Here is a 22,349-nt window from a genome sequence, read left to right as displayed (position 1 = left end):
CGTCGTATGTTTTCCGGGTGAACCGGGACCTGGTGGTCCTGAACGATGTGAACTCCGGGAATGTGTGGCTGGTCAACCAGAACATGCAACTGGTCAACAACTGGGACGACGTAGTTCCACCCAAAAACGAATCCGACGAACAAGACCAGGAATCGGCGGACAACAACACCATCAACGTCCTGCCGGACCGCACCAAACCCAACCGTCCGCCCGAAACCAAGCCCGACGCCGTCGGCGTCCGCCCGGGCCGGACCACCATCCTCAGCGTCCTGGACAATGACTCGGACCCCGACGGCGACGTCCTCACCGCAGCCGTGACTGACTCCGGCCCCAAGGCGGGCACCCTGGAGAAGATCTACGGCGGCACCGCGTTCCAGGTCTCCGTCCCGGCCGACGCGAAACCCGGGACGGAGACGTTCAGCTACAACGCCTCTGACGGCCGCGGCCTCTCCGCCGCAGGGCAGGTGACTCTCAGCGTTGTGGGTCCGGAGGAGAACAAGCCGCCGCAGTTCAAGCGCGGCGATAACACCACCATGCTGGTGGAACAAGGCAAAACCGTCAGCCAAAACATCCTCACCGACTGGATCGACCCCGACGGCGACGACCTGGTCCTCCTTGACGCCAAGGCAGACAACGAACAGGACCAGGTCAAGGTCCGCCGCGACGGCCTGCTCACGTTCCAGGACTCCGGCGCCACCGCCGGGAAAAAGAACGTCGAAGTCACCATCTGGGACGGCCGCGCCACCGTCACCGGGAAAGTAGTGGTCAACGTCCAGCCCCCGGGAGCCCTGGCACCGGTGGTCAACGCCGACCACGTCACCGCCGTGGTAGGCCAGGACCTGGTCATCTCACCGCTGAAGAACGACGTCGACCCCAACGGGGGCGCCCTCCGCCTGGCCCAGGTGGAAGCCAACGGCCCCGCCGAGCTGGGCCCCGTCACCGACGGTGGCACGTTTACCTTCCGCAGCACCACCCCCGGGCCCGTCTACCTCACCTACATCGCCAGCAACGGGCCGCAAAGCAGCCAGGGCCTCATCCGGGTGGACGTGGAATCCGGCGACGACACCGGCAACCCCGTGGCCGTCCACGACGTCGCGCTGATGCCCACGGGCGGAAGCGTGCTGCTGGACCCTCTCGCCAACGACTCCGATCCGTCCGGCGGCGTCCTGGTACTGCAGTCGGTGAAGCTCCCGGAGAATTCCACTGCGTCGGTCAGCGTGATCAACCACAGCGTCCTGCGCATCACGGACATCCTGGGAACCAAGGACCCCATCCTCTTCGAATACACCATGTCCAACGGGAAGAAGCCGGCCACCGGCAGCGTCTCGGTGGTCCCGGTCCCGGCGCCCGCCGTCGTGGAAGCACCCCAGCCCAAGCCGGACGAAGTGAATGTCCGGGTCAACGACGTCGTGACCATCCCTGTGCTCGACAACGACACCCACCCGCAGGGCCAGGAACTGACCGTGGACCCGGTCCTGCCGCAGGGTGTGGACCCGGCGGACGGGAAAAGCTTCGTCTCGGAGAACACCCTCCGTTTTATTGCCGGCAGCCAGCCCAAGACAGTCCGGGCCATCTACAACGCCGTGGACCCGCAGGGCCAAAAGAGCGCCGCGGCCGTGACCATCCATGTCCTGCCGCTGGAAGGCGCCGAGAATTCGCGTCCGCAGCCGCGTAACCTGACGGCACGGGTGGTGGCTGGCGGCACCGTACGCATTCCTGTCCCGCTGGACGGCATCGATCCCGACGGCGACTCGGTCCAGTTGACCGGCATCGACAGCACCCCGGCCATGGGTACCGCCACGGTGGGCAGCAACTTCATCGACTTCACGGCGGCCGGCGACGGCGCCGGTACGGACACGTTCCGCTACAAGGTGGTGGACCGGCAGGGCGCGGTCAACACCGGCACGGTGACTGTCGGGATGGCCCCGCGCGGCGAGGTCAACCAGAAACCCACGCCCGTGGACGACGAAGTCCGGGTCCGGCCAGGCCGGCAGATCGCCGTCGACGCCACCGGAAATGACACCGACCCGGACGGCGACCTCATCCGCATCCTGACCGACGGCATCGAAGCTGATCCGGCACTGCAGGCTACGGTGAGCAAGGCCAGCGGCAGGATCATCCTGCTGGCGCCGGGCGAAGCCGGAACGGTCAACGTGCGCTACACCATCGCCGATGACAGGGACGCCTCGGCGCAGGCTGCCATCCGCGTGGTGGTGGACAACGAGGTGCCCCTCAAGGCGCCGATCGCCCGGGACGACAGGGTGACGTCCGCCCAGACCCTGGGAAAGACCGCTGTTGATGTCCCCGTCCTGAAAAACGACGAGGACCCCGACGGCGTGGGCGAAAACCTCAAGATCAGCACCGAGGCCACCACGGCCCGGCCCGGCGCCGAGGGCAACATGGTGGTGGACCTGACCGAGCAGCCGCAGCTGATCCCGTACACCGTGGAGGACGTGGACGGCCAGCAGTCGACGGCGGTCATCTGGGTCCCGGGCCTTGGCCAGCAGGTACCCACCCTGGCCAAGGACGAAGTCATCGAGGTGATCGCGGGCCAGTCCGTGGACGTTGACCTGGACGAGTGGGTGAAAGTCCGCGAGGGCCGTTCCCCACGGCTGACCCAGGCGGACCGGATCAAACTGATCGGCGCCGACGGCGGCGATCCCGTCACCGGGGACGGCACCGGCCTCAAGTACACGGCAGGCGCCGACTACGTGGGCCCGGGCTCGCTGACCTTCGAAGTGACGGACGGTACCGGCCCGGATGATCCGGCCGGCCTGAAGTCCACGCTCAGTATCCGCACCAAGGTGCTGCCCGATCCCAACAAGAACAACCCGCCAGAGCTCCTGGGCGCCAATGTGGAGGTCCCGAAGGGGGACTCGGCCAGCACTGACCTGGGGAAGCTGACGTCCGATCCGGACCGGGATGACGTTGAGAAGATGAAGTACGAACTGGTGGGCGGGTCTCCGGCCGGCTTCAACGCCAGCATCGACGGCAAAGCCCTGAAGGTCTCGGCCGCGGATTCCAGCGGCACGGGAACCACTGCCGCCGTCCAGGTCAAGGCCCGGGACCCGCGCGGGCTGGAAGCCACCGCCACCTACCAGCTGGCCGTCACCGCCTCGGACCGGCCCAAACCGGTGGCGAACGACGACGTGGAACCCAACGCCGCCGCCGGCAAGCCCGTGACCGTCAACGTCCTGGCCAACGACGCCAACCCCTTCCCGGAGACGGCCCTGAAGATCATCGCGGCCGCAACGGAAACCGGCAGCGGCAACGTGGAGGTCAGCGGAGACTCGGTGACGGTGACGCCCGCACCAGGCTTCACCGGAACCATGGTGGTGTCCTACACGGTGGCCGACAAGACGGGGGACTCCTCCCGCCAGGCCACCGCCCGCATCCGGCTTACCGTCAAGGACGAACCCCAGGCGCCCACCACCCCGCAGGCCCAGAGCGTGGGGGACCGGACCGCGCTGCTGAACTGGACTGCGCCCGCAGACCGCGGCTCGCCCATCACCAAGTACACGGTGTACGGCGAGGCCGGGTTCCAGCAGGACTGCCCGGCCAACACCTGCACCCTCAACGGGCTGGTGAACAACACCAAGTACCACTTCCAGGTGACGGCCACCAACGAGTTCGGCGAGTCTGACCGGTCGCCGGCCTCCGCGGAGGTGCGTCCGGACGTCAAGCCCGATACCCCGTTGGCGCCGTCGATGAAGTTCGGCGACAAGGAGCTGTCCATCAACTGGACCGCCCCGGCCAGCAAGGGGTCGCCGGTGAAGTCCTACGACCTGGAAATCTCGCCGGCGCCACCCGGGCAGAACGCCCAGATCCAGAACCTGACCGCTGTCAGCTACGTCTGGAAAGGCTTGCAGAACGGGGTGTCCTACAAGGTCCGGGTCCTGGCGCGCAATGATGCCAAGGAGCCGTCGGAGTGGAGCCCGTACTCGGCTGCGGAAGTTCCTGCCGGGGTCCCGGCAACTCCTACCGCGCCTACCGCTGCCCAGGCGGGTTCACTGGGTTCGCAGAGCCAGTTGAAGGTCAGTTGGGCTGCGCCCAACAACAACGGTGACGCCGTTTCGGCCTACACCCTGACCACCCTCCGCGGCGGGGCTGTGGTGTCCAGCCAGCAGGTTGCCGGCACCACCCAGAACGTGACGGTGGACAACTCGGAAACCAACTACACGTTTACGGTTTCCGCCACCAACAAGGCGGGAACCAGCGGTACCAGCCCCCAGTCGGCTGCCATACGCGCGGTGGGCAAGCCAGGCATGGTCGGCACACCGACTGCGACGCTCTACGACACCGGCGGCAGTGGCGGGAAGATCGACGTTCGGTTCCCAGTACTGACAGACGCCCAGCGCAATGGGTCGACAGCACAGGAGATCACGTATAGGTACAGCCTGACGTCAGGCGGCGGCAGCGGCAGCATCGCGGCCGGAGGCGAAATCATTCCGGCAGCCAATGGCACTCCCACGTCCGTGGTGGTCTGGGCCGTCTCGTCCCGCAGCTCCACCGCGGGCGACGCGAGCCCAGCGTCCAACCAGGTTAATCCCTATGGTCTCGCCTTTGCGCCCACCGTGACCGGCAGCAAGAGCAGCGGCGTCGGGGACAAGACAGTGTCCTGGACCTGGAACCAGCCGGATGGCAACGGCCGGGCTGTGACCGGGTACCAGTACAGTGTGGACGGCGGCGGCTGGCAGGACACAAATCAGCGCTCGTTCTCGAAAACCGTTGGATACAGCGAAACGGTAACCCTTCGTGTTCGGGCCATCAGCGGCGGCCAGGCCGGCAGGATCGGCAGCGATACGTCCCGCAGCGGTGCGGAACCGCCGCCCCCCGTTCCCACCTCCTGGGGCATCACGGCGAGCCCGGTCCGCAGCTGCACCGAACCCCGCAGGGGAACGGACAGCTATGTTGCCGGCAACCCGTCGCAGTGCAACGGCGAGGGCAAGTGGCTGGACGCCGGCGCCGGCGCACAGACGGACCGCTACCAGGTCTGGTACAAGACCTCGAACAACCCCAGCGGCATCTGGTACCACCTGACCTCCGGCATGGCGGCCGGCAACTGGATCCGCTGCGACACCAGCAGCCTCGGCTGCAACCCGCCCAACGGAATGCCCAACCGCTAGGCCGGCACCGCCGGCGCACCAGCGGGACCGGTACCCCCGGTCCCGCACAACAACCTGACCATCACAGAAGGAAGAGCAACCCCATGACCATGACCACCGAGCAGGCCGCCTGGTTTGCTGAAACCTTCGAAAAGCTCGTCGCCAACGTGGGGAAGGCCGTCCTGGGCAAGGAGCACGTCATCCGGCTGACCTTCACCGCCATGCTGGCGGAGGGGCACGTCCTGTTTGAGGACGCGCCCGGCACCGGCAAGACGTCCCTGGCCCGGGCATTGGCAGCCACGGTGCAGGGATCCAACAACCGCATCCAGTTCACCCCGGACCTGCTGCCCTCGGACGTCACCGGCGTGACCATCTACGACCAGAAGACGCAGAAGTTCGAGTTCCACAAGGGCCCGATCTTCAACAACATCGTCCTGGCTGACGAAATCAACCGCGCTTCGCCCAAGACCCAGTCGGCCCTGCTGGAAGTCATGGAGGAATCGCGCGTCACGGTGGACGGCGTCACCTACTCCGCCGGGCGCCCCTTTATGGTGATGGCTACGCAGAACCCCATCGAACAGGCGGGCACCTACCGGCTGCCCGAGGCACAGCTTGACCGCTTCCTGATCAAGACGTCCATTGGCTACCCGGACCACGCCTCCACGGTCCGGCTGTTGGGCGGCTCGAACCTGAAGGACCGCTCCCAGGACCTCACCGCCGTCATCACCACCCTGGCTGTGGCGGACATGGCCGACCTCGCCGCCACCACCCACGTGGACACCGCGGTCCTGGAATACATCTCCCGGCTCTGCGAGGAGACCCGCAGCGCACCGGAAACCCGGCTGGGAGTCTCCGTCCGCGGCGCCCTGGCCATGGTGCGTGCCGCGAAGGTCTGGGCAGCGGCCCAGGGCCGGAACTTCGTCCTCCCGGATGACATCAAGGAACTGGCCCCCGTGGTGTGGACCCACCGCTTTGTGATGGACCCGGAAGCCGAGTTCTCCGGCGCCACCGCCGAGGCCGTCCTGACCCGCATCCTGGCAGACGTGGCCGCGCCCCAGCAGCGCACCAACGCCTGACCGCCGCACCCGGCTCAACAGTCCATCCCCAGCAGCACAACGAAGGTTCACATATGTCCACCGGCACCCCGTTGACCCGGATCGCCGAGCGCCTCAGGCAACCTTTCCACCGGAACGGCCAGCCGACGCGCCTGCACCCGTCCGCCGTCTGGGCCGAGGCCAGCAGCACTGCGGGACTTGCCCTGGCACCCGCCTGGCGAACGGTCAAAGAAGCATGGCTCAAGCACGTTTGGCCTGTCCTCTCGGTGATCAGCGTGCTGGGCTGGTCCGTACTGGCCGCCGCCATCCTCCTTTGGGCGGCGGGGCAGGCCTACGGCTGGCAGGAGGCCAAGGCCGCCGCCGTGGCAGCCTTTGTGATGTTCGTGATCGCCGTTGGCTTCATCCTCGGGCGCTCCACCTATGGCGTGGTCCTGGACCTGGCCCGGACCCGCGTTGCCGTGGGGGACAGTGCCGTGGGCAGCATCGCCGTCACCAACACCTCCAGCCGGCCCCTGCTGCCCGCGGCCGTCGAACTGCCCGTGGGCGGTGTCACCGCGGTGTTCCACCTGCCCCGGATGAAACCGCAGCAGGTCCACGAGGACCTCTTCACCATCCCCACGGCCCGGCGTGCCGTGATCGTGGTGGGTCCGGTGCGCTCGGTCCGCGCCGACCCCCTGCACCTGTTGCGCCGGCAGGTCCTGTGGACCGAGCCCGAGGATCTTTTCGTCCATCCCCGCACGGTGGCCCTGGCCGGATCGGCTGCCGGCTTCATCCGCGACCTCGAAGGCATGCCCACCACCGACCTGTCCAGCGCCGACGTTTCCTTCCACGCCCTGCGGGACTACGTCCCGGGCGATGACCGGCGGCACATCCACTGGAAAACAACGGCGCGGACCAACAAGCTCATGGTCCGCCAGTTCGAAGAGACCCGCCGCGCCCACCTCGCCGTTTCCTTGTCCATCAACACCGACGAATACGCCTCGGAAGAGGAATTCGAGATGGCGATTTCCGCCGCCGCCTCCATCGGCCGGCAGGCCATCCGCGAGCAGCGCGAACTGGACGTCCTCACCCAGAAGGGGCCGCTGCGCTGCGAAACCGGCCGCAACATGCTCGATGACATGACCCGGATCGTGGGCGCCCCCATGCGCCGCACCGCCGTCGACCTCGCCAGGACGCTGGCCGACACCGTCCCCAACGCCTCCGTGGTGTTTTTTGTGGTGGGCAGCAACGTCACCGCCACCCAGCTCCGGTCCGCCGCCGCCTCCGTGCCGCCCGGGGTGCGCAGCCTCGCCGTCCGCGTGGAAGCGGGCGCCGCGTCCAGCAGGGCGAACATCGCCGACCTGACAGTACTCACCCTTGGCGACCTCGCCGACCTCGGCATCGTCCTCCGGAAGGCGGCAGCATGACCTCCGCACCTGGGCTGCGTCCGCGCACCACATCCGCCCGGCAGCAGGCCCGCAGCAGCCTGCAGTCCGGCTTCGCCGACGGGCAGCCGCTCTGGCATTTCCTGCTCGACGCCGGCGCCCTGACCGTACTCCTGGGGCTGGGCCTGCTCGGCTTCGGCCTCAGTTTCGGCGGCGATCCCTACTATCTGGTGTCCGGCTTCGGCGGGATCATCCTGGGCCTGGCCATCGGCGTGGTCAACGCGCACCTGCGCCTTGGGCTGCTGATCACCTCGGCCCTGGCGCTCGGGGCCTACCTCGTCTTCGGGACCCTGCTGGCAGTGCCCGACTCGGCCATCGCCGGCTTTGTGCCCACCCTGGACTCGCTCCGGATCCTCCTCCTGGGCATTGTGTTCGCCTGGAAGGACATGCTCACCGTCGGGGTCCCGGTGGGAACTGCCGGCGGCGTGCTCATTGTCCCGTTCCTGAGCTCCATGATCACAGCGCTGGTGGCAGGGGTCCTTACCTGGCGGGCCAGGACCCCGTACCTGCCGCTCATTCCGGTGCTGGTCCTCTTCATTACGGGCATCGCGTTCAGCACCAACGCAGCCTTCCTCACCCTCGAACGCGGGATCGGCCTGACGGTGCTCGGCATCGCCTGGGCAACGTTCCGCCGCGACGCCCTGCGGCGCAGCAGCAGCCGGAAAGTGGCCGTCAACAACCCGCAGACCGACTCCGCCACCGCGCAGCGGGCCAAGCTGCGCAGGCTGGGCATGGCAGCCGGCGTGATCGCCGCCAGCGTGGCCGTCACTGCGCTGTCCGCCCCGCTGGTGACCGCCGGGGGAGACCGGAAGGTCCTCCGCAACGTTGTGGTCCCTCCGTTTGATCCCAAGGACTACATCACCCCGCTGGCAAGTTTCCGCACGTTCGTCAAGGACAAAAAGGACGACACCCTCTTTGTGGTCAAGGGCCTTCCGCGGGATGGCCGCGTCCGGCTCGGTGCCCTGGACGCGTTCAACGGCACCAACTACAACATGGATCCCAACGGCTCGGGCAACTTCAGCAAAGTAGGCGACACCGAGTCCATCAACACCCTGGCCGACACTTCTGGAGTGGTCCCCACCAACGATTACTCCATCGGCATCACCATCGAGGACTACCAGGGCTTCTTTGTCCCAGGCGGCCGCAAGACCACCGGCATCAGCTTCGACCAGGGCGCTTCCGCCGCGGCGTCGGGCCTCTACTTCAACTCGGGCACTGATACCGCAGTGACCACCAACGGGCTGTCCAAAGGTGATTCCTACAGCGTCCAGGTGTCCGATCCTGTCAAGCTGGAACACGGGCAGCTGACGCAGTACGACTTCGCCCAGGTGTCCCTGCCGGCTCCTGCCGAGGTGCCACCGGTGGTGGGATCCCAAGCCAACGACCTCTCTGCCGACGCACCTACGGCCATCGACAGGGTCCGCCAGATTGAAGCGCACTTCCAGAAGACCGGCGCCTTCAGCAACGGCCTGGTCAGCGAAGGGCAGCTGCCCAGCGTCTCGGGCCACGGGTCCGCCCGCATCAGGAACCTGCTGACGGCCAAGCAGATGCTGGGCGACGACGAGCAGTACGCGGTGGCCATGTCCCTGATGCTCCGGCATCTCGGCATCTCGTCCCGCGTGGTGATGGGCTTCTACCCCGAGCCGACCAGCCCCGAAAACGGGGCAGGGGAAGTAAAGATCACCGGCAAGGACGTGCACGCTTGGGTGGAGGTCGCGTTCGAGCGGGTGGGCTGGGTCAGCTTCGACCCCACCCCGCCCAAGGACAACGTGCCCATCCCGCCGGATCCCGAGAACAAGTCCAAGCCCAAGCCCCAGGTGCTGCAGCCGCCGCCCCCGCCGCAGGAACCAGCGGACCTGCCGCCGGACTCCTCGCCCGACGCGTTGGACGCGGACCAGAAGAAGAACAACCCCTGGCTGTTCTGGGGTGCGCTGCTGGGCGCACTGGGCGTGGCGCTGATCCCGCTGTCCATCCTCGCGTTGCCGCTGCTGCTGATTGCGTTGCTGAAATCACGACGCCGGAAGTCCCGTTTCCGGGACGGTGACCCCGCGCAGCGGGTCGGCGGAGGCTGGAGTGAGGTGGTGAGCCTTGCCACCGACATGGGCGCCGCCGTCGACACCCGCTCCACGCGCCGCGAAAGCGCCGCCGTGCTCGCCGAGGCGTTCCCCGCCAGCGGCGGCACCACCACCATGCTCGCCAGGCGGGCTGACGCATCGATCTTCGGTGCCGGCCAGCCCAGCGAGGACGAGGTCCGGGAGTACTGGACCATCGTTGACGGGTCCTTGAAGGAGATGACCTCCACGGTGGGGTTCTGGCGCCGGCAGCAGGCACGGTTCTCGCCACGTTCCCTGCTCGCGGACGCCCGCACCCTCCTGGGCCGCCGCGGCGCCGGGCTGGCACTGCCTGTTCTGCCGTCCCTCAAGGGGAGCGGCCGCCGTCGTCCTGCCGTGCCGGAAGCGCCAGCGGGGCCGGCCGGGCCCGACGCAGCGGCCGCACCCGCCGCAGCAGCTCCCGACGCAACAACTCCCGAGACCCCAATGCAAGGATCGGGAAGCCAGTGACAGACGACGCCGGGCGTTGCCCGCACTGCCGGCAACCCATCCGCGCCGGGGCTGCTTTTTGCAACGCCTGCGGCGCGCCCTTGCCCAACCGGTCGGCCCGCAGCCTTCGCCAGCCCCACCTGGTGGCTGGGCAGCACGCCGGTACCCCCGCCGCGCACCCGCCCCGGATTCCCGGTACTATCCCGGTAGTAGAAAGGCCGCAGGCATTTCCGGCGGCGGGCATCAACGCGGGCACAGGCCGGGGGAGCGCCGGCGGGTCCACCGTGCAGGTGGGGGCCGGTCCAGGGGGAGGAACGGGAATGGCAGTAAATCTTCAGCTTGTTCCAGCCACGGCGGGCAAGCGCCTTGGCGCTGCCGTGATTGACTGGCTCCCGCCCCTGGCTGTCCTCGTGGTGACATTTGCCCTCGGTTTCGCCAGCATCACCCGGACCCGCAGCGGCGGCTTCATCATCTACGACACGGCGTCTTTGGTGCTGTTCGGCGGGATCGGGCTGGGACTGACCCTCGTGTACCTCTTTGTGGTGCTGGGGTGGGAAGCCCGGACCGGCAAGACCCTGGGGAACCTGTTGATGGGGATCCGCAGTGCGGACAATGACGGCTACGCGCCGGGCGCCGGTCCTGTTTTCCTGCGCGGCCTGGTCACCGGGGCGGGCATCCTGCTGGCGCTGCTGGCGGCCATCCTTGTGGTGGTCTTCCAGTGGTTCGCGGTTGCCTTTTTTGTGCTCGGACCGCTGATGCTGGCGGGAACGGTCTGGGCTGTGCTGGTGGTGGTCTCGAACAGCTGGGACAAAAACGGCCGACTCCGGGGCTGGCATGATACTGCCGCGAAAACCCTCGCCTTCGACGTCAAGGCGGGCCGCAACCCCATCGCCACCGGCGGAATCCAGGGGCCGTACAGCTTTGCCCCGCTGGATCTGCCGCCGGTCCAGCAGGTGTTGTCGCCGGTGGCAGGCGCCAACGCGCCAAAGGTCATCGACGTCCGGCAGCCAGGCGCAAATTCCCTCCCGCAGGTCCCCGGCCCCGCTGGTCCTGCCGCTCCTTCTGGCGTCGCTCCTGCCGCAGCGGCTCCGGTCCGGACGGTCCCCGCTGCGGCGCCTGTCCAGACAGTTCCGGAACCGCGCGACCAGCAATGGCACCCGGACGACGACGTGGACCGCACCCAGGTGCGCCCCGGCTCCGCAGCACCTGCACCGGTGGCGGTCCTGCGGATCAGGCTCGACGACGGCCGCGACTTCCAGCTGGACCGCAGCGTGCTCGTGGGCAGGAACCCTGTGGGCCAGGCAGGCGAACAGCAGGCCCAGCTGCTCGCCGTCGATGACCCCGGCCGGTCCATTTCCAAGACCCATCTCCACCTGCTGACGGACGGGGCGGGCGTCTGGGTGACGGACCGGAACTCCACCAACGGCAGCGCCGTCACCACGCCCGACGGCCACCGCACGCCCCTTCAGCCGGGAGTGCCCGCATTTGTTACCCCGGGATCCAGTGTCCATTTTGGAGACCGTACCTTTTACCTAGGACAGGCATGAACCAACAGCCCGCAAGCGTTCCCTCCAGCACTAAACCGGGGGCAGGGCTCAGCCTGAGCGTCGGCCACGGGACGGACCGGGGACTCCGCCGGGAGTTGAATGAGGATTCGTACATTGCCTCCGATCCTGTCTTCGCCGTGGCGGACGGGATGGGCGGACACGAAGCTGGTGAGGTTGCCAGCGGAATGTGTGTCCGCGCACTGGCGTCGATACCCCAGCTCACTACGGGGGAGCGGAGCGTCACGGCTGCGGTCCTCCAGCAGTATCTGGTGAAGGCGGACGACTCCATTCGCGAGGCCACCGGCGCACGCGCCGGCACCACCCTCACTGGCGCCGTCATCGTGGAACAGATGGGCATGCCGTACTGGCTGGTGATGAACATTGGCGACTCCCGGACCTACCGCCTGAGCCAGGGCAGGTTCGAGCAGATCAGCGTGGACCACTCCGAAGTCCAGGAACTCGTTGACGCCGGGGAGATCACCGCAGAGCAGGCCACCATCCACCCGCGCCGGCACGTGGTCACGCGGGCGCTGGGCACCGGAGACGAAACCGAGGCTGACTATTGGCTGCTGCCCGTGGAGGAAGGCGACCGCATTCTCATCTGTTCCGATGGGCTTACCGGCGAGCTGACGGATGACCACATCTACCGGATCCTCAGCACGGTGGGCCACCCCCAGGACGCGGCGGACGCCCTGATCCAGGCCGCACTTCGCAGCGGCGGCAGGGACAACGTCACGGTCATTGTGGTGGACGTCCGGAACGTCCTCAACGATGCCGGTGCAGCAACCACTGCGCCACGCCCGGAGACGGCCGAAGACGAAACAACACTGCCCCGTACGGGCGCCGTAGATCGCACGGGCACCGTCGATTCAAGCACTCGGGAACCAGAGGCTGCGGAACCGGGCACTGTTGAAGCGGGCACTGTTGACGCGGGCGGTGTTCAACCGGACGCCGCGGAACCGGGCCCAGCCGACGAGAGTGGGGAACCGGGCGATGACCGCCGTTAGTTACATCCCCGGGACCTGGCTGGGTATCGTCCGCTCCCACACAGTTGTCCTCCTGGAGCCGGACACCAAGCCGGCCCTCATTGCCGCACTCTGGGGCCTGCTCGAAAGCCGGCCGGAAGTGCACGAAGTCCTTCATGCGGTGACCAGCAGTTCCGGGGGATCGCTGGCCAACATCCCGTCCTTCGGCATCCTCGACTTCCAGGGACCACTGCGCGTCTTCCTGCGCGGGGACCTGGACGTCACTGTCCAGTCGGCCGACGGTCCGGTGAAGCTGAACGGCCGGGACGTGACCACCTGGACCGAGCGGCGGCTCGATCAGTCAGGGCTGTGCCGGCTGGTGATTCCCGCGGCGGGCCGCAGCGTGGACCCCGAGCCAAAGTCCGCGCACGCCGTCCTGCCGGACCTGCCACTGGCGGAGGGCGTGGTGCTGCTGCAGTCCCTGGTCCTCACCCTCGGGGCCGAGGCCAGCGGCGCCGCCAGGCCTGCTCCCGCAGCAGTTGAGCCCGCTGTTGCTGCCGGAACCGCTGCTGCGGCGCCCGCTGCAGCCGACCCGGCCGCGCCGGTTTTTGTAGCACCGGAAGCGCCCACCTCCGCGGTCCCGGGCCCCGTGATTGAAGCGTCCGAAGAGGCTGACCTTCCGGAGATCACTGTTGCTCCCGAGCATGGGGCGTCGGCGGAGACCGTTTATGCGGTCATCGATGAGGACTTCGAGGACGACGGCCTGGCCGAAACGGACGCTGCCCCGGAGTCAGGCGCTGACCCAGATTCAGGCGTTGACCCGGACCCGGAAGCTGCCCCCGCCACTGATGCTGGCCCTGCAACTGACACTGGCCTCAGTGCGGCCCGGGAGGACACCACGTCCAGTGCTTCCGAACAGCCAGTGGCCAGCGAGATGACCAGCTCGTATGACCACCTGTGGGAACGGACCGTGGTCCGCAGGATCGAAGATGCCGCCGTCCGGGAAGAGCCGCAGCCGGCAGACCAGCCGGAACCTCAGGCGCAGGACCCCGAAGCCGCTGAACTGCGGGCCGTTGAAGATCAGGCCGTTGAACAGCAGGTGGCCGGGGAGTCATCGGAATCTGGCCCGGCCGATACCCCTGCCCGCCCGGAAGTATCCCCTGCGACGGCAGGCGCTCCGCCCGCCGTCGTTTTGGAGGCACCTTCCGCCGGTTCACCCAACTCCGCGCCCATGGCCCCAACCAGCGGGCTGATCGACTCCGTGCCTTGGCGGACGGCGGCCGGGGGCAGCAGCGAACCGGCGCCGCCGAGTGCAGTTCCCGCACCCATGTTGTCGGCGGCACCCTCCACTGCCTCCGTGGCCCCAACTCCAGCCGCCCCTGTTGTATCGGTTCCTGTTGCGCCCGCTCCGGAAGCAAACCATGCGGAATACGACGCCGACCACGACGGCCAGACGGTGATGAAGGGCAGCCTGAAAGGGATGGCCGCCCGGCCCGTCCGCACGGTGACAAACTCCTCTGAGGCGGCCGGGCCGCTGGTGCTTGCGCGGCTCTGCCCCCAGGACCACCCCAATCCGCCCACCAGTGCCACTTGTGCGGCGTGCGGCGCGGGGCTTCTGCCCGACGCAGTCCAGGTGGCCCGTCCGCGCCTGGGACGGATGCGCATCTCCACCGGAGAACTTGTGGACCTCGACCAGTCGCTGGTGATCGGCCGGCAACCCTCGGTGTCCCGGGTCCAGGGCGGAGTGATGCCCCGGCTGGTCCAGGTGGCAAGCCCGGGAGGGGATATCTCCCGCTCGCACGTCGAAGTCCGGCTGGAGGGCTGGCACGTGATGCTGTGCGATCTCAAAGCCACCAACGGCACCGTCCTGGTGCGTGAAGGCCAGCCCCCGCGCCGCCTGGCCCAGAACGAGATGGCCATCCTGCTGGACGGGGACATCGCTGAACTGGGCGACAACATCTCTCTGCGTTTTGAGGAGATTCCTTGAGTTCCAAACGGCCGCCTGCGCCGCCGCCCCGTATCGCGGGGTTCACTTACATCAGCCTGCTGGGATCCGGCGGGTTCTCCGACGTCTACCTTTACGAACAAGACCGGCCCCGCCGAAGGGTGGCCGTCAAGGTGCTGCTCTCGGACCTGAAAACCGAAGGTGCGCGCCGCCGGTTCGAGTCCGAGGCCAACCTCATGGCCCAGCTGTCCTCCCACCCGTACATCGTCACCATCTTCGAGGCGGAGGTCACCGACGACGGGCACTCCTACCTGGCCATGGAGTACTGCTCGCGGCCCAGCCTGGACGTGCGGTACCGGCGGCAGCGGTTCAGCGTTGATGAGGTGCTGGCCGTCGGCATCCAGGTGGCGTCCGCCGTTGAGACCGCCCACCGCGCGGGCATCGCGCACCGCGACATCAAACCCGCCAACATCCTGGTGACGGACTACAACCGCCCTGCCCTGACCGACTTCGGCATTTCCGGGACCCTGGCCGGCGACGCCGACGAGGACTCCGGCATGTCCATCCCGTGGTCCCCGCCGGAACAGTTCACCGACGGCACCGTGGACGGCGTGATGGTGGACGTGTGGGCGCTTGGCGCGACGCTGTACACGCTGCTGGCCGGGCGGTCGCCCTTTGTGATGCCCGGCGCCGACAACTCCCAGCGCGAGCTGATCAGCAGAATCAGCAACATGCCCGTGCCCCGGCTGGGCCGCGCCGACGTCCCGGAATCCCTGGAACTGGCACTGTCCACGGCCATGGCCAAGTCACCCCAGTCCCGGTACTCCTCGGCCCATGCCTTCGCCCTTGCCCTGCAGCGCATCCAGGCTGAACTGAACCTGTCGGTCACGCCCTTCGAAGTTCTCGAAGAGCCGCACCAGGAGGACAGCCACCCCGATGACGGCGCCGAAGAAACGCGGGTGCGGAGCATCGCGGCCATCGACCCGGAGCGGACCGGCAGTGCGCCCACTTTCCCGGCCCGCACCCGGCCGCAGGTCCCCGCACAGGAGGCGCCGCCGTCGCGCTTTACCCCACCGGCAGCCCTGGCGCCGCCAGCGCCTGCTGCCCAGCCCCAGGACTGGACCCCCGCCACGGTCCTCCGTGGCGCTGCCGGCAGTGCGCCGGTTATCCCCGGACTTTCCCCGGACGGCAGGATTCAGGCCGGCGGGCCCCAGGACGGCAGGCTTCCCGACGGCGGAGACGTTGCCGACACAACGCTCCACCGGCCCGCAAAGGTGGAAGAACCTGCCGAAGCCGCCGCTTCCGGCACTGACCACGGGAAACGCAACCTCTGGCTTGCCATCTCCGGCGGTACCCTGCTGGTCCTCGCCGCGGTAGTCGGAATCGTGATCGCCAACGCCGCACCGCAGGCGCCCAAGGCTACACAGAGCCAGGAAGCCAGCAAGCCGCCGCCCGATGCGCTGGACAACGGCACCGTGCCCGACGTCGAAGGGCTCACCGGAACCCTGACCCCCGGCGGCGCCTCGTTCACCTGGAACAATCCGCAGCCCAAGCCCGGAGACACCTACAAATGGCGGGTCTACACCATCGGGGGCGGCGGCGAATACCAGTCGATCGCCCAGCCCCCCATCCAGGTGACGCCGAACCCGTCCGGGCAGACCTGCGTCCAGGTGATGATCGTCCGCTCGGACGGCGCCTTCTCACCGATGGAAGAAGCCTCCATCGCCTGCACCGGCCCATGACGGCGCCCCGATCCAGACACTTACACCAGCACGATTTACAGCGCTTTGCCCAATGAGGAGGCACAGAAAATGGGGGATCTAGCAATAGATTTCTGTGGTGAATGGTACGAACCCTCGGACGAGGACGTCTTCAACATCGGCCGCGAAGGCGACCTGGAAGTGGACGACAACCCGTACCTGCACCGGCAGTTCCTGCAAGTGGCCCGCTATGACGGGATCTGGTGGCTCAGCAACGTTGGGAGCATGCTTTCCGCCACCGTGGCAGACGCCTCCGGCGGCATGCAGGCCTGGCTCTCGCCCGGCGCCCGCATCCCGCTGGTGTTCAGCCACACGAACATCATTTTCACTGCCGGACCCACCACGTACGAATTCGCGGTCCACCTGAAGACGCCGTCTTTCCGGCAGCAGGCGCGGGAGGAGGACAGCAACGGAGACACCACCATCGGCCCCGTGGTGTTCACGGATTCCCAGAAGGCACTGATTGTGGCGCTCGCCGAGCCGATGCTGCGGCGCGAAGGGACCGGCTTCAGTGCCATCCCGTCCTCCGCTGCCGCCGCCAAAACGCTGGGCTGGGCGCTGACCCGCTTCAACCGGAAACTGGACAACGTGTGCGACAAACTGGACCGCGTGGGCGTTGTTGGCCTTCGTGGCGGCGGCGGCAAACTGGCCACCAACCGCCGTGCCCGGCTGGTGGAGCACGCAGTCACCTCGCACCTGGTCACGGCCGATGACCTGTACCTGCTGGAAAAGATGAGGGGCGTGGACGAAGGATGAGGATCCGGCTGACACTCCGCCGGGACCCTGCCGACGCCAAGGACCTCGCTGTCACCGTGGACGGCCTCGCTACCGTGGCCGACGTTGCTGCAACCCTCTGGGCCGCCGATCCTGCCCGCAAGGGCACGCCCGCCCCGGACAACCTTTCGCTGAAGATCGATGAGGCCTTTGTGGGCGGCGGCATGCGCGGCAACGTCCTCGCCCGCGAAGACAACCTCCTCGAGTCCGGCCTCCGGCCCGGTTCCGTGGTGTCCCTGGCGCGGGTCAGCGCGCAGTTCGGTGACTCCGGTGCCCCCCGCGGCCCCGCGGCCGCCACCCTGCGCGTGCTGTCAGGGCCCGACGTCGGCCGCGAATTTTCGCTGCCATCCGGCACCAGCTACATCGGCCGGGACCGGGACGTGGACATCCGGCTCTCCGATCCGCTGACCTCTAAACGCCATGCCCGCATCACGGTGGGCGAAGGCGTGGAAATCGTTGATACGAACTCCGCCAACGGGCTCCTGATGGATGGCCTGCCGGTCACCCGGGCCACGTTGAACTCCTCGGACACCGTCACCCTGGGCGACACCACCATCACCGTGGTGCCGCTGGGACACAACCAGGCCGCCGCGCCCACCTCGCCTTTGGTGGACTTCAACCGTTCACCCCGGGTGGTTCCCCGCTTTGAGGAACCGAAGCGCGTCCTGCCCGCAGGACCCAAACGCCCCGAAGACCATCCTTTCCCCTTCATCATGCTGCTCATCCCGCTGTTGATGGGCGCGGTGATTTTTTCGGTCAGCAACAATCCGCTCTCGGCGGTGTTTATGCTGATGATGCCGCTGTTCGTGGTGGGCCATTTCGTGGACCAGAAGATGAGGACCAGTCGCCAGCAGAAGGACCAGCTTAAGCATTTCCGCGCCTCCATGGCCGCCTTCCGGGAGGACATCACGGAACTGCAGCACGTGGAGCGTGCCGTCCGGCTGCAGGAGGCACCCTCCGTCAGCGACACCGTTAATGCAATCTACAAACTGGGTCCGCTGCTGTGGACCCACCGCCCGGAACACAGCGGCTTCCTGGGCCTGCGGTTCGGCCTGGGCACCGTGCCGTCGCGGGTCCTCCTGGAGGAGCCGGCGAACAACGACACCGAGGTGGAGTACGCCCGCGAAATCCAGGACTGCATCAAGCAGTTCCGGGACATCGAAGGCGTTCCGGTGGTATCCCAGTTCCGGACAGCCGGGTCCCTGGGCATCGCGGGCGCCCGCGGGCTGGTGGACGATATTGCCCGCGGCATGGTGCTCCAGCTCGCAGGGCTGCACTCACCCGCAGAAGTGGTCCTCACAGCCATCACCTCCGCCCAGTCCAGGGACCGGTGGAACTGGCTCCAGTGGCTGCCGCATGTCGGCTCCGGCCACAGCCCCCTGTCCGGCGACCACCTGGCCGCCGGTTCGGCAGGCGGGGCTTCCCTGGTGGCCCGCCTCGAAGACCTGGTGGAAGCCAGGGAAGCCGCCGCCAAACGCTCCGGCCCCGCCCTTCGCCCCGCCCTGGATCCAGCCAAGGACGAGGTGGAGGCACCGGTGGTGCCGGCCGTGCTGGTGGTTGTGGAGGACGATGCCCCCGTGGACCGGGGGCGTCTTACCCGGCTCGCCGAACGCGGCCCGGATGCCGGCGTGCACGTGTTGTGGGTGGCCACCGATGTGCAGGCCCTGCCCGCTGCCTGCCGCGACTTCATGGTGGTGGACGGCGACCACGGCACCACCACCGGACAGGTCCGGCTGGGCCGCCACACCTACCCCGTCAGCTGCGAGAGCGTTGACGCCGAACTTGCCGGGCAGCTGGCCAGGATGCTGACCCCGGTGGTGGACGTGGGCAAACCTGTCACCGATGATTCCGACCTCCCGCGGGCCGTCTCCTATGCCACCCTGATCGGGAAGGACTTCCTGGACAACCCCCAGGCCGTCGCCGAACGCTGGACGGAAAACAACTCCGTTCACAGCAGCGCCGTACCAAACCGCAAGGACAACGGCACGCTTCGCGCACTGGTCGGCTCCAAAGGCGTGGAACCGCTGTACCTGGACCTGAAAAACGAGGGCCCGCACGCCCTGGTGGGCGGAACCACCGGTGCCGGCAAGTCCGAATTCCTGCAGTCCTGGGTGATGGGCATGGCGGCGGCGTACAGCCCCGACCGGGTCAGCTTCCTGTTTGTGGACTACAAGGGCGGGGCCGCTTTCGCTGACTGCATTAACCTGCCGCACACGGTGGGACTGGTAACGGACCTTTCGCCGCACCTGGTCCGGCGCGCGCTGACCTCGCTGCGCGCCGAACTGCACTACCGGGAGCACCTGCTGAACCGGAAAAAGGCCAAGGACCTGCTGGCGCTCCAGCGCGAGGCCGATCCGGAAGCGCCACCCTACCTGATCATCATCGTGGACGAATTCGCCGCGCTCGCCAGCGAGGTCCCCGAGTTCGTGGACGGCGTGGTGGACGTTGCCGCGCGCGGCCGGTCCCTGGGCCTGCACCTCATCCTGGCAACCCAGCGCCCGGCCGGGGTGATCAAGGACAGCCTGCGCGCCAACACAAACCTTCGGGTGGCGCTGCGGATGGCCGACGAAGACGACGCCACGGACATCCTGGGCGTCCCGGACGCCGCCTACTTCGACCCCGCCATCCCGGGTCGGGGCGCGGCCAAGACCGGTCCCGGCCGGATCCAGGGCTTCCAGACCGGCTACGCCGGCGGCTGGACCACGGACAAACCGCAACGGCCGCAGATCGACATTGTGGAGATGGCGTTCGGCTCGGGCCCCAACTGGGAGGCTCCGGCCCCGGAAAAGCCCGTGCTCGAGGCGCCGGCAGGCCCCAACGACATCGCGCGGATGACTGCCACCATTGTCCGCGCGGCCGGCTCGCTTGCGATCGAGGCCCCGCGCAAACCGTGGCTGGATGAACTGGCCAAGACCTACGATTTCTCCAGGCTGCCCAATCCCCGTACGGACGAACAGTTGCTCCTCGGGGTGGCGGATGATCCTGCCAGGCAGGCCCAGCCCACCGTGTTCTACCAGCCGGACAAAGACGGCAATATGGCCATCTACGGCACGGGCGGATCAGGAAAATCTGCGGCTTTGCGCGGCATCGCGATCGCCGCAGCAGTCACACCCCGCGGCGGGCCCGTCCATGTCTACGGAATCGACTGCGGATCCTCCGGGCTGCGGATGCTGGAGGAGCTTCCGCACGTGGGCGGGATCATCAATGGCGACGACGTGGAACGGGTAGGCCGCCTCCTGCGCCTGCTGCGGGACATCGCTGAGCAGCGGTCCGCCGCTTTCGCCGAGGTACGTGCCTCCACCATCGTGGAGTACCGAAAGCTCGCCAACCGGCCCCATGAGAAGCGGATCTTTGTCCTGGTGGACGGTATGTCGGCATTCCGCGAGGCGTACGAACACAGCAGGCTGTCCGGGCTGTGGGACATTTTCCTGCAGCTGGCCACCGACGGCCGTACCCTCGGCATCCACCTGGTGGTCACCGGGGACAGGCCCAACTCGGTCCCGGCCTCATTGCTCGCTTCCATCCAGCGGCGCCTGGTCCTCCGGCTCTCCTCCGAGGAGGACTACATGTCCATGGATGTTCCGCGGGACGTGCTGGGCGCCGGCTCCCCGCCCGGCCGGGGGCTGCTGGACGGGCTCGAAGTGCAGCTTGCCGTGCTGGGCGGGAACTCCAACCTTGCCCTGCAGGCCCGTGAAGTGCATAAGCTCAGCGAAGCCATGCTGCGCCAGGGCCTGGAGTCCGCCCCCGGCATCGAGAGGCTGCCGGAGCAGGTGGATCTGGACGTCCTTCCCGCCGGCGGCCCGGACCTGCCCGTGATCGGCGTCGACAACGAAACGCTCCGCCCGGCTGAGGTCATGGCCCGGGGACCGCTCCTCCTAGCCGGCCCGCCGGGCGCCGGCCGGACCGTCGCGCTCGTGACCCTGGCCTACGCCCTCCGACGGTCCAACCCCGGTACGGAGCTCATCTACATCGGGGCCCGCCGGTCCGCCGTCGCCTCCCTGCCCATCTGGAACCGCTCCGTGGTGGGCCCGGACGACGTAGCCGAGGTAGTGGAAGACCTGGTGGAGCACTCCTCGGGAAACCCGGGGGCTCTGGCCATCTTCATCGAGGGGCTGACGGAATTCACCGACACCATGGCAGAGTCCGGCGTGGGCCGGCTGGTGACAGCGTCCATTAAGGCGGACCAGTGGGTCATCGGTGAATCCGAAACCTCCACCTGGTCCTCGGCCTGGTCCCTGGCCCAGCCCTTCAAATCCGGCCGGCGGGGCCTGCTGCTGAACCCCGGCGACATCGAAGGCGACAGCCTGCTGAACACATCGCTGGGCCGGACCGGCACCGACTTCATCCCCGGCCGCGGGTACGTGGTGGGGCGCGGAAAGGCGCGCAAAATCCAGGTTGCGCTCCCGCCCGAAAACAGGGACTGACACGCCTGGAACAGCAGGGCCGCGGATCCGGTGGATTTGCGGCCCTGCTGCGCGGTGTAGAAGACTACCGGGGACACCAGAAAGCCGCGGTGGGGGACTGCGCGCATCGAAAGGTAGCAAATGACCCCGTCCTCATCGGTTCTCCGAGTTGCTTCGACGACGGCATCAGCAGCAGTCCTGGCCATCACCCTTGGCCTCTTTCCGGCCGGCCCGGCTTCCGCCCAAACTACGGAACCCACGCCCGCATCCACAACATCTCCGGACCAGTGCTTCCTGGTGTTCTGCGGGGCACAGCCTGCCGGCGATCCCAAGCCCGCAGAGCCCACCCGGACCCGGAAACCGAGGGAACCGCAGAGCCCGCCGGCTCCGCCCGCCGATCCTGTGACGGCGGCTCCCGAGCAGCCGGCTCCGTCGGTGGCTCCTCCGGACGACACTGTTCCCGTACAGGTTGCCCCGGCGGCGGAACCGGAAGAATCCACCAGTCCGTCCGCCGTCACCGCCACCGGATCTTCTATTTCTCCGCCACCCACCGGCGCCTCCAGCGGCCAGGACTGGAATACGCCAGTCACCCGTTCTGCCCGGGCCAGCCGGGTGGCTGCTGTCACCCCTGGCCGTGATCCAGGTTCCGGTGATCCCGCCGTCCTGCCGATCATCGCCGGCGTCCTGTTGCTGGGCGCTGCCGGTGCCTCCTTCCTGTGGTGGGGCAGGAACCGGTCCCGCCTTCGGGCCCACTAGGTGAAGGGTCACGGGTTCGAAACCCCGCTGACGTGCCTTGATGGCAAGATAGGTCTGTGAGTACAGGACCAGGCC

11 protein-coding genes are annotated in these 22,349 nt (G+C 67.9%); all 11 read left to right on the top strand.

What is annotated here, in order from left to right; genetic code table 11:
* Positions 1–5,126: Ig-like domain-containing protein (locus QRN11_RS19205; RefSeq protein WP_285314083.1), on the top strand; the 5,126-nt coding region annotated here is incomplete at its 5' end.
* 83 nt (positions 5,127–5,209) lie between these two features.
* Positions 5,210–6,181 (top strand): AAA family ATPase, encoded by a 972-nt coding sequence (locus tag QRN11_RS19200; RefSeq protein WP_285314082.1) that lies wholly within the window; start codon positions 5,210–5,212, stop codon positions 6,179–6,181.
* 53 nt (positions 6,182–6,234) lie between these two features.
* Positions 6,235–7,566, top strand: coding sequence for a DUF58 domain-containing protein (locus tag QRN11_RS19195; protein WP_142065053.1), 1,332 nt, complete (start codon positions 6,235–6,237; stop codon positions 7,564–7,566).
* Positions 7,563–10,145: a transglutaminase-like domain-containing protein gene (locus QRN11_RS19190; protein WP_285314081.1), complete on the top strand. Its 2,583-nt coding sequence runs from the start codon at positions 7,563–7,565 to the stop codon at positions 10,143–10,145. The genes QRN11_RS19195 and QRN11_RS19190 overlap by 4 nt, the downstream gene beginning before the upstream one ends.
* Entirely contained in the window at positions 10,142–11,671 is a 1,530-nt protein-coding gene (locus QRN11_RS19185) for an RDD family protein (protein ID WP_350224008.1), read from the top strand. Before QRN11_RS19190 ends, QRN11_RS19185 begins: the two co-directional genes overlap by 4 nt.
* Positions 11,668–12,678 carry a PP2C family protein-serine/threonine phosphatase gene (locus QRN11_RS19180; protein WP_285314079.1) on the top strand — a complete coding sequence of 337 codons (1,011 nt, stop codon included), beginning with the start codon at positions 11,668–11,670 and terminating at the stop codon, positions 12,676–12,678. The genes QRN11_RS19185 and QRN11_RS19180 overlap by 4 nt, the downstream gene beginning before the upstream one ends.
* Positions 12,665–14,623, top strand: coding sequence for an FHA domain-containing protein (locus QRN11_RS19175; RefSeq protein WP_285314078.1), 1,959 nt, complete (start codon positions 12,665–12,667; stop codon positions 14,621–14,623). The genes QRN11_RS19180 and QRN11_RS19175 overlap by 14 nt, the downstream gene beginning before the upstream one ends.
* Complete coding sequence (locus QRN11_RS19170) at positions 14,620–16,323, top strand: serine/threonine-protein kinase (protein ID WP_285314077.1); 1,704 nt, start codon at positions 14,620–14,622, stop codon at positions 16,321–16,323. Before QRN11_RS19175 ends, QRN11_RS19170 begins: the two co-directional genes overlap by 4 nt.
* A 69-nt stretch (positions 16,324–16,392) precedes the next feature.
* Positions 16,393–17,097 carry a hypothetical protein gene (locus tag QRN11_RS19165; RefSeq protein ID WP_091418310.1) on the top strand — a complete coding sequence of 235 codons (705 nt, stop codon included), beginning with the start codon at positions 16,393–16,395 and terminating at the stop codon, positions 17,095–17,097.
* Positions 17,094–21,539, top strand: a complete 4,446-nt coding sequence (locus tag QRN11_RS19160; protein ID WP_285314076.1) for a type VII secretion EssC family protein — start codon at positions 17,094–17,096, stop codon at positions 21,537–21,539. Before QRN11_RS19165 ends, QRN11_RS19160 begins: the two co-directional genes overlap by 4 nt.
* Positions 21,540–21,659: 120 nt before the next feature.
* Entirely contained in the window at positions 21,660–22,274 is a 615-nt protein-coding gene (locus QRN11_RS19155) for a hypothetical protein (RefSeq protein ID WP_285314075.1), read from the top strand.
* The last annotated feature ends 75 nt before the right edge of the window (positions 22,275–22,349 follow it).

This window comes from Pseudarthrobacter sp. fls2-241-R2A-168 (assembly GCF_030209335.1).
In the GTDB taxonomy this organism is placed as follows: domain Bacteria; phylum Actinomycetota; class Actinomycetes; order Actinomycetales; family Micrococcaceae; genus Arthrobacter.
This window is presented reverse-complemented; position numbering and strand designations above follow the sequence as displayed.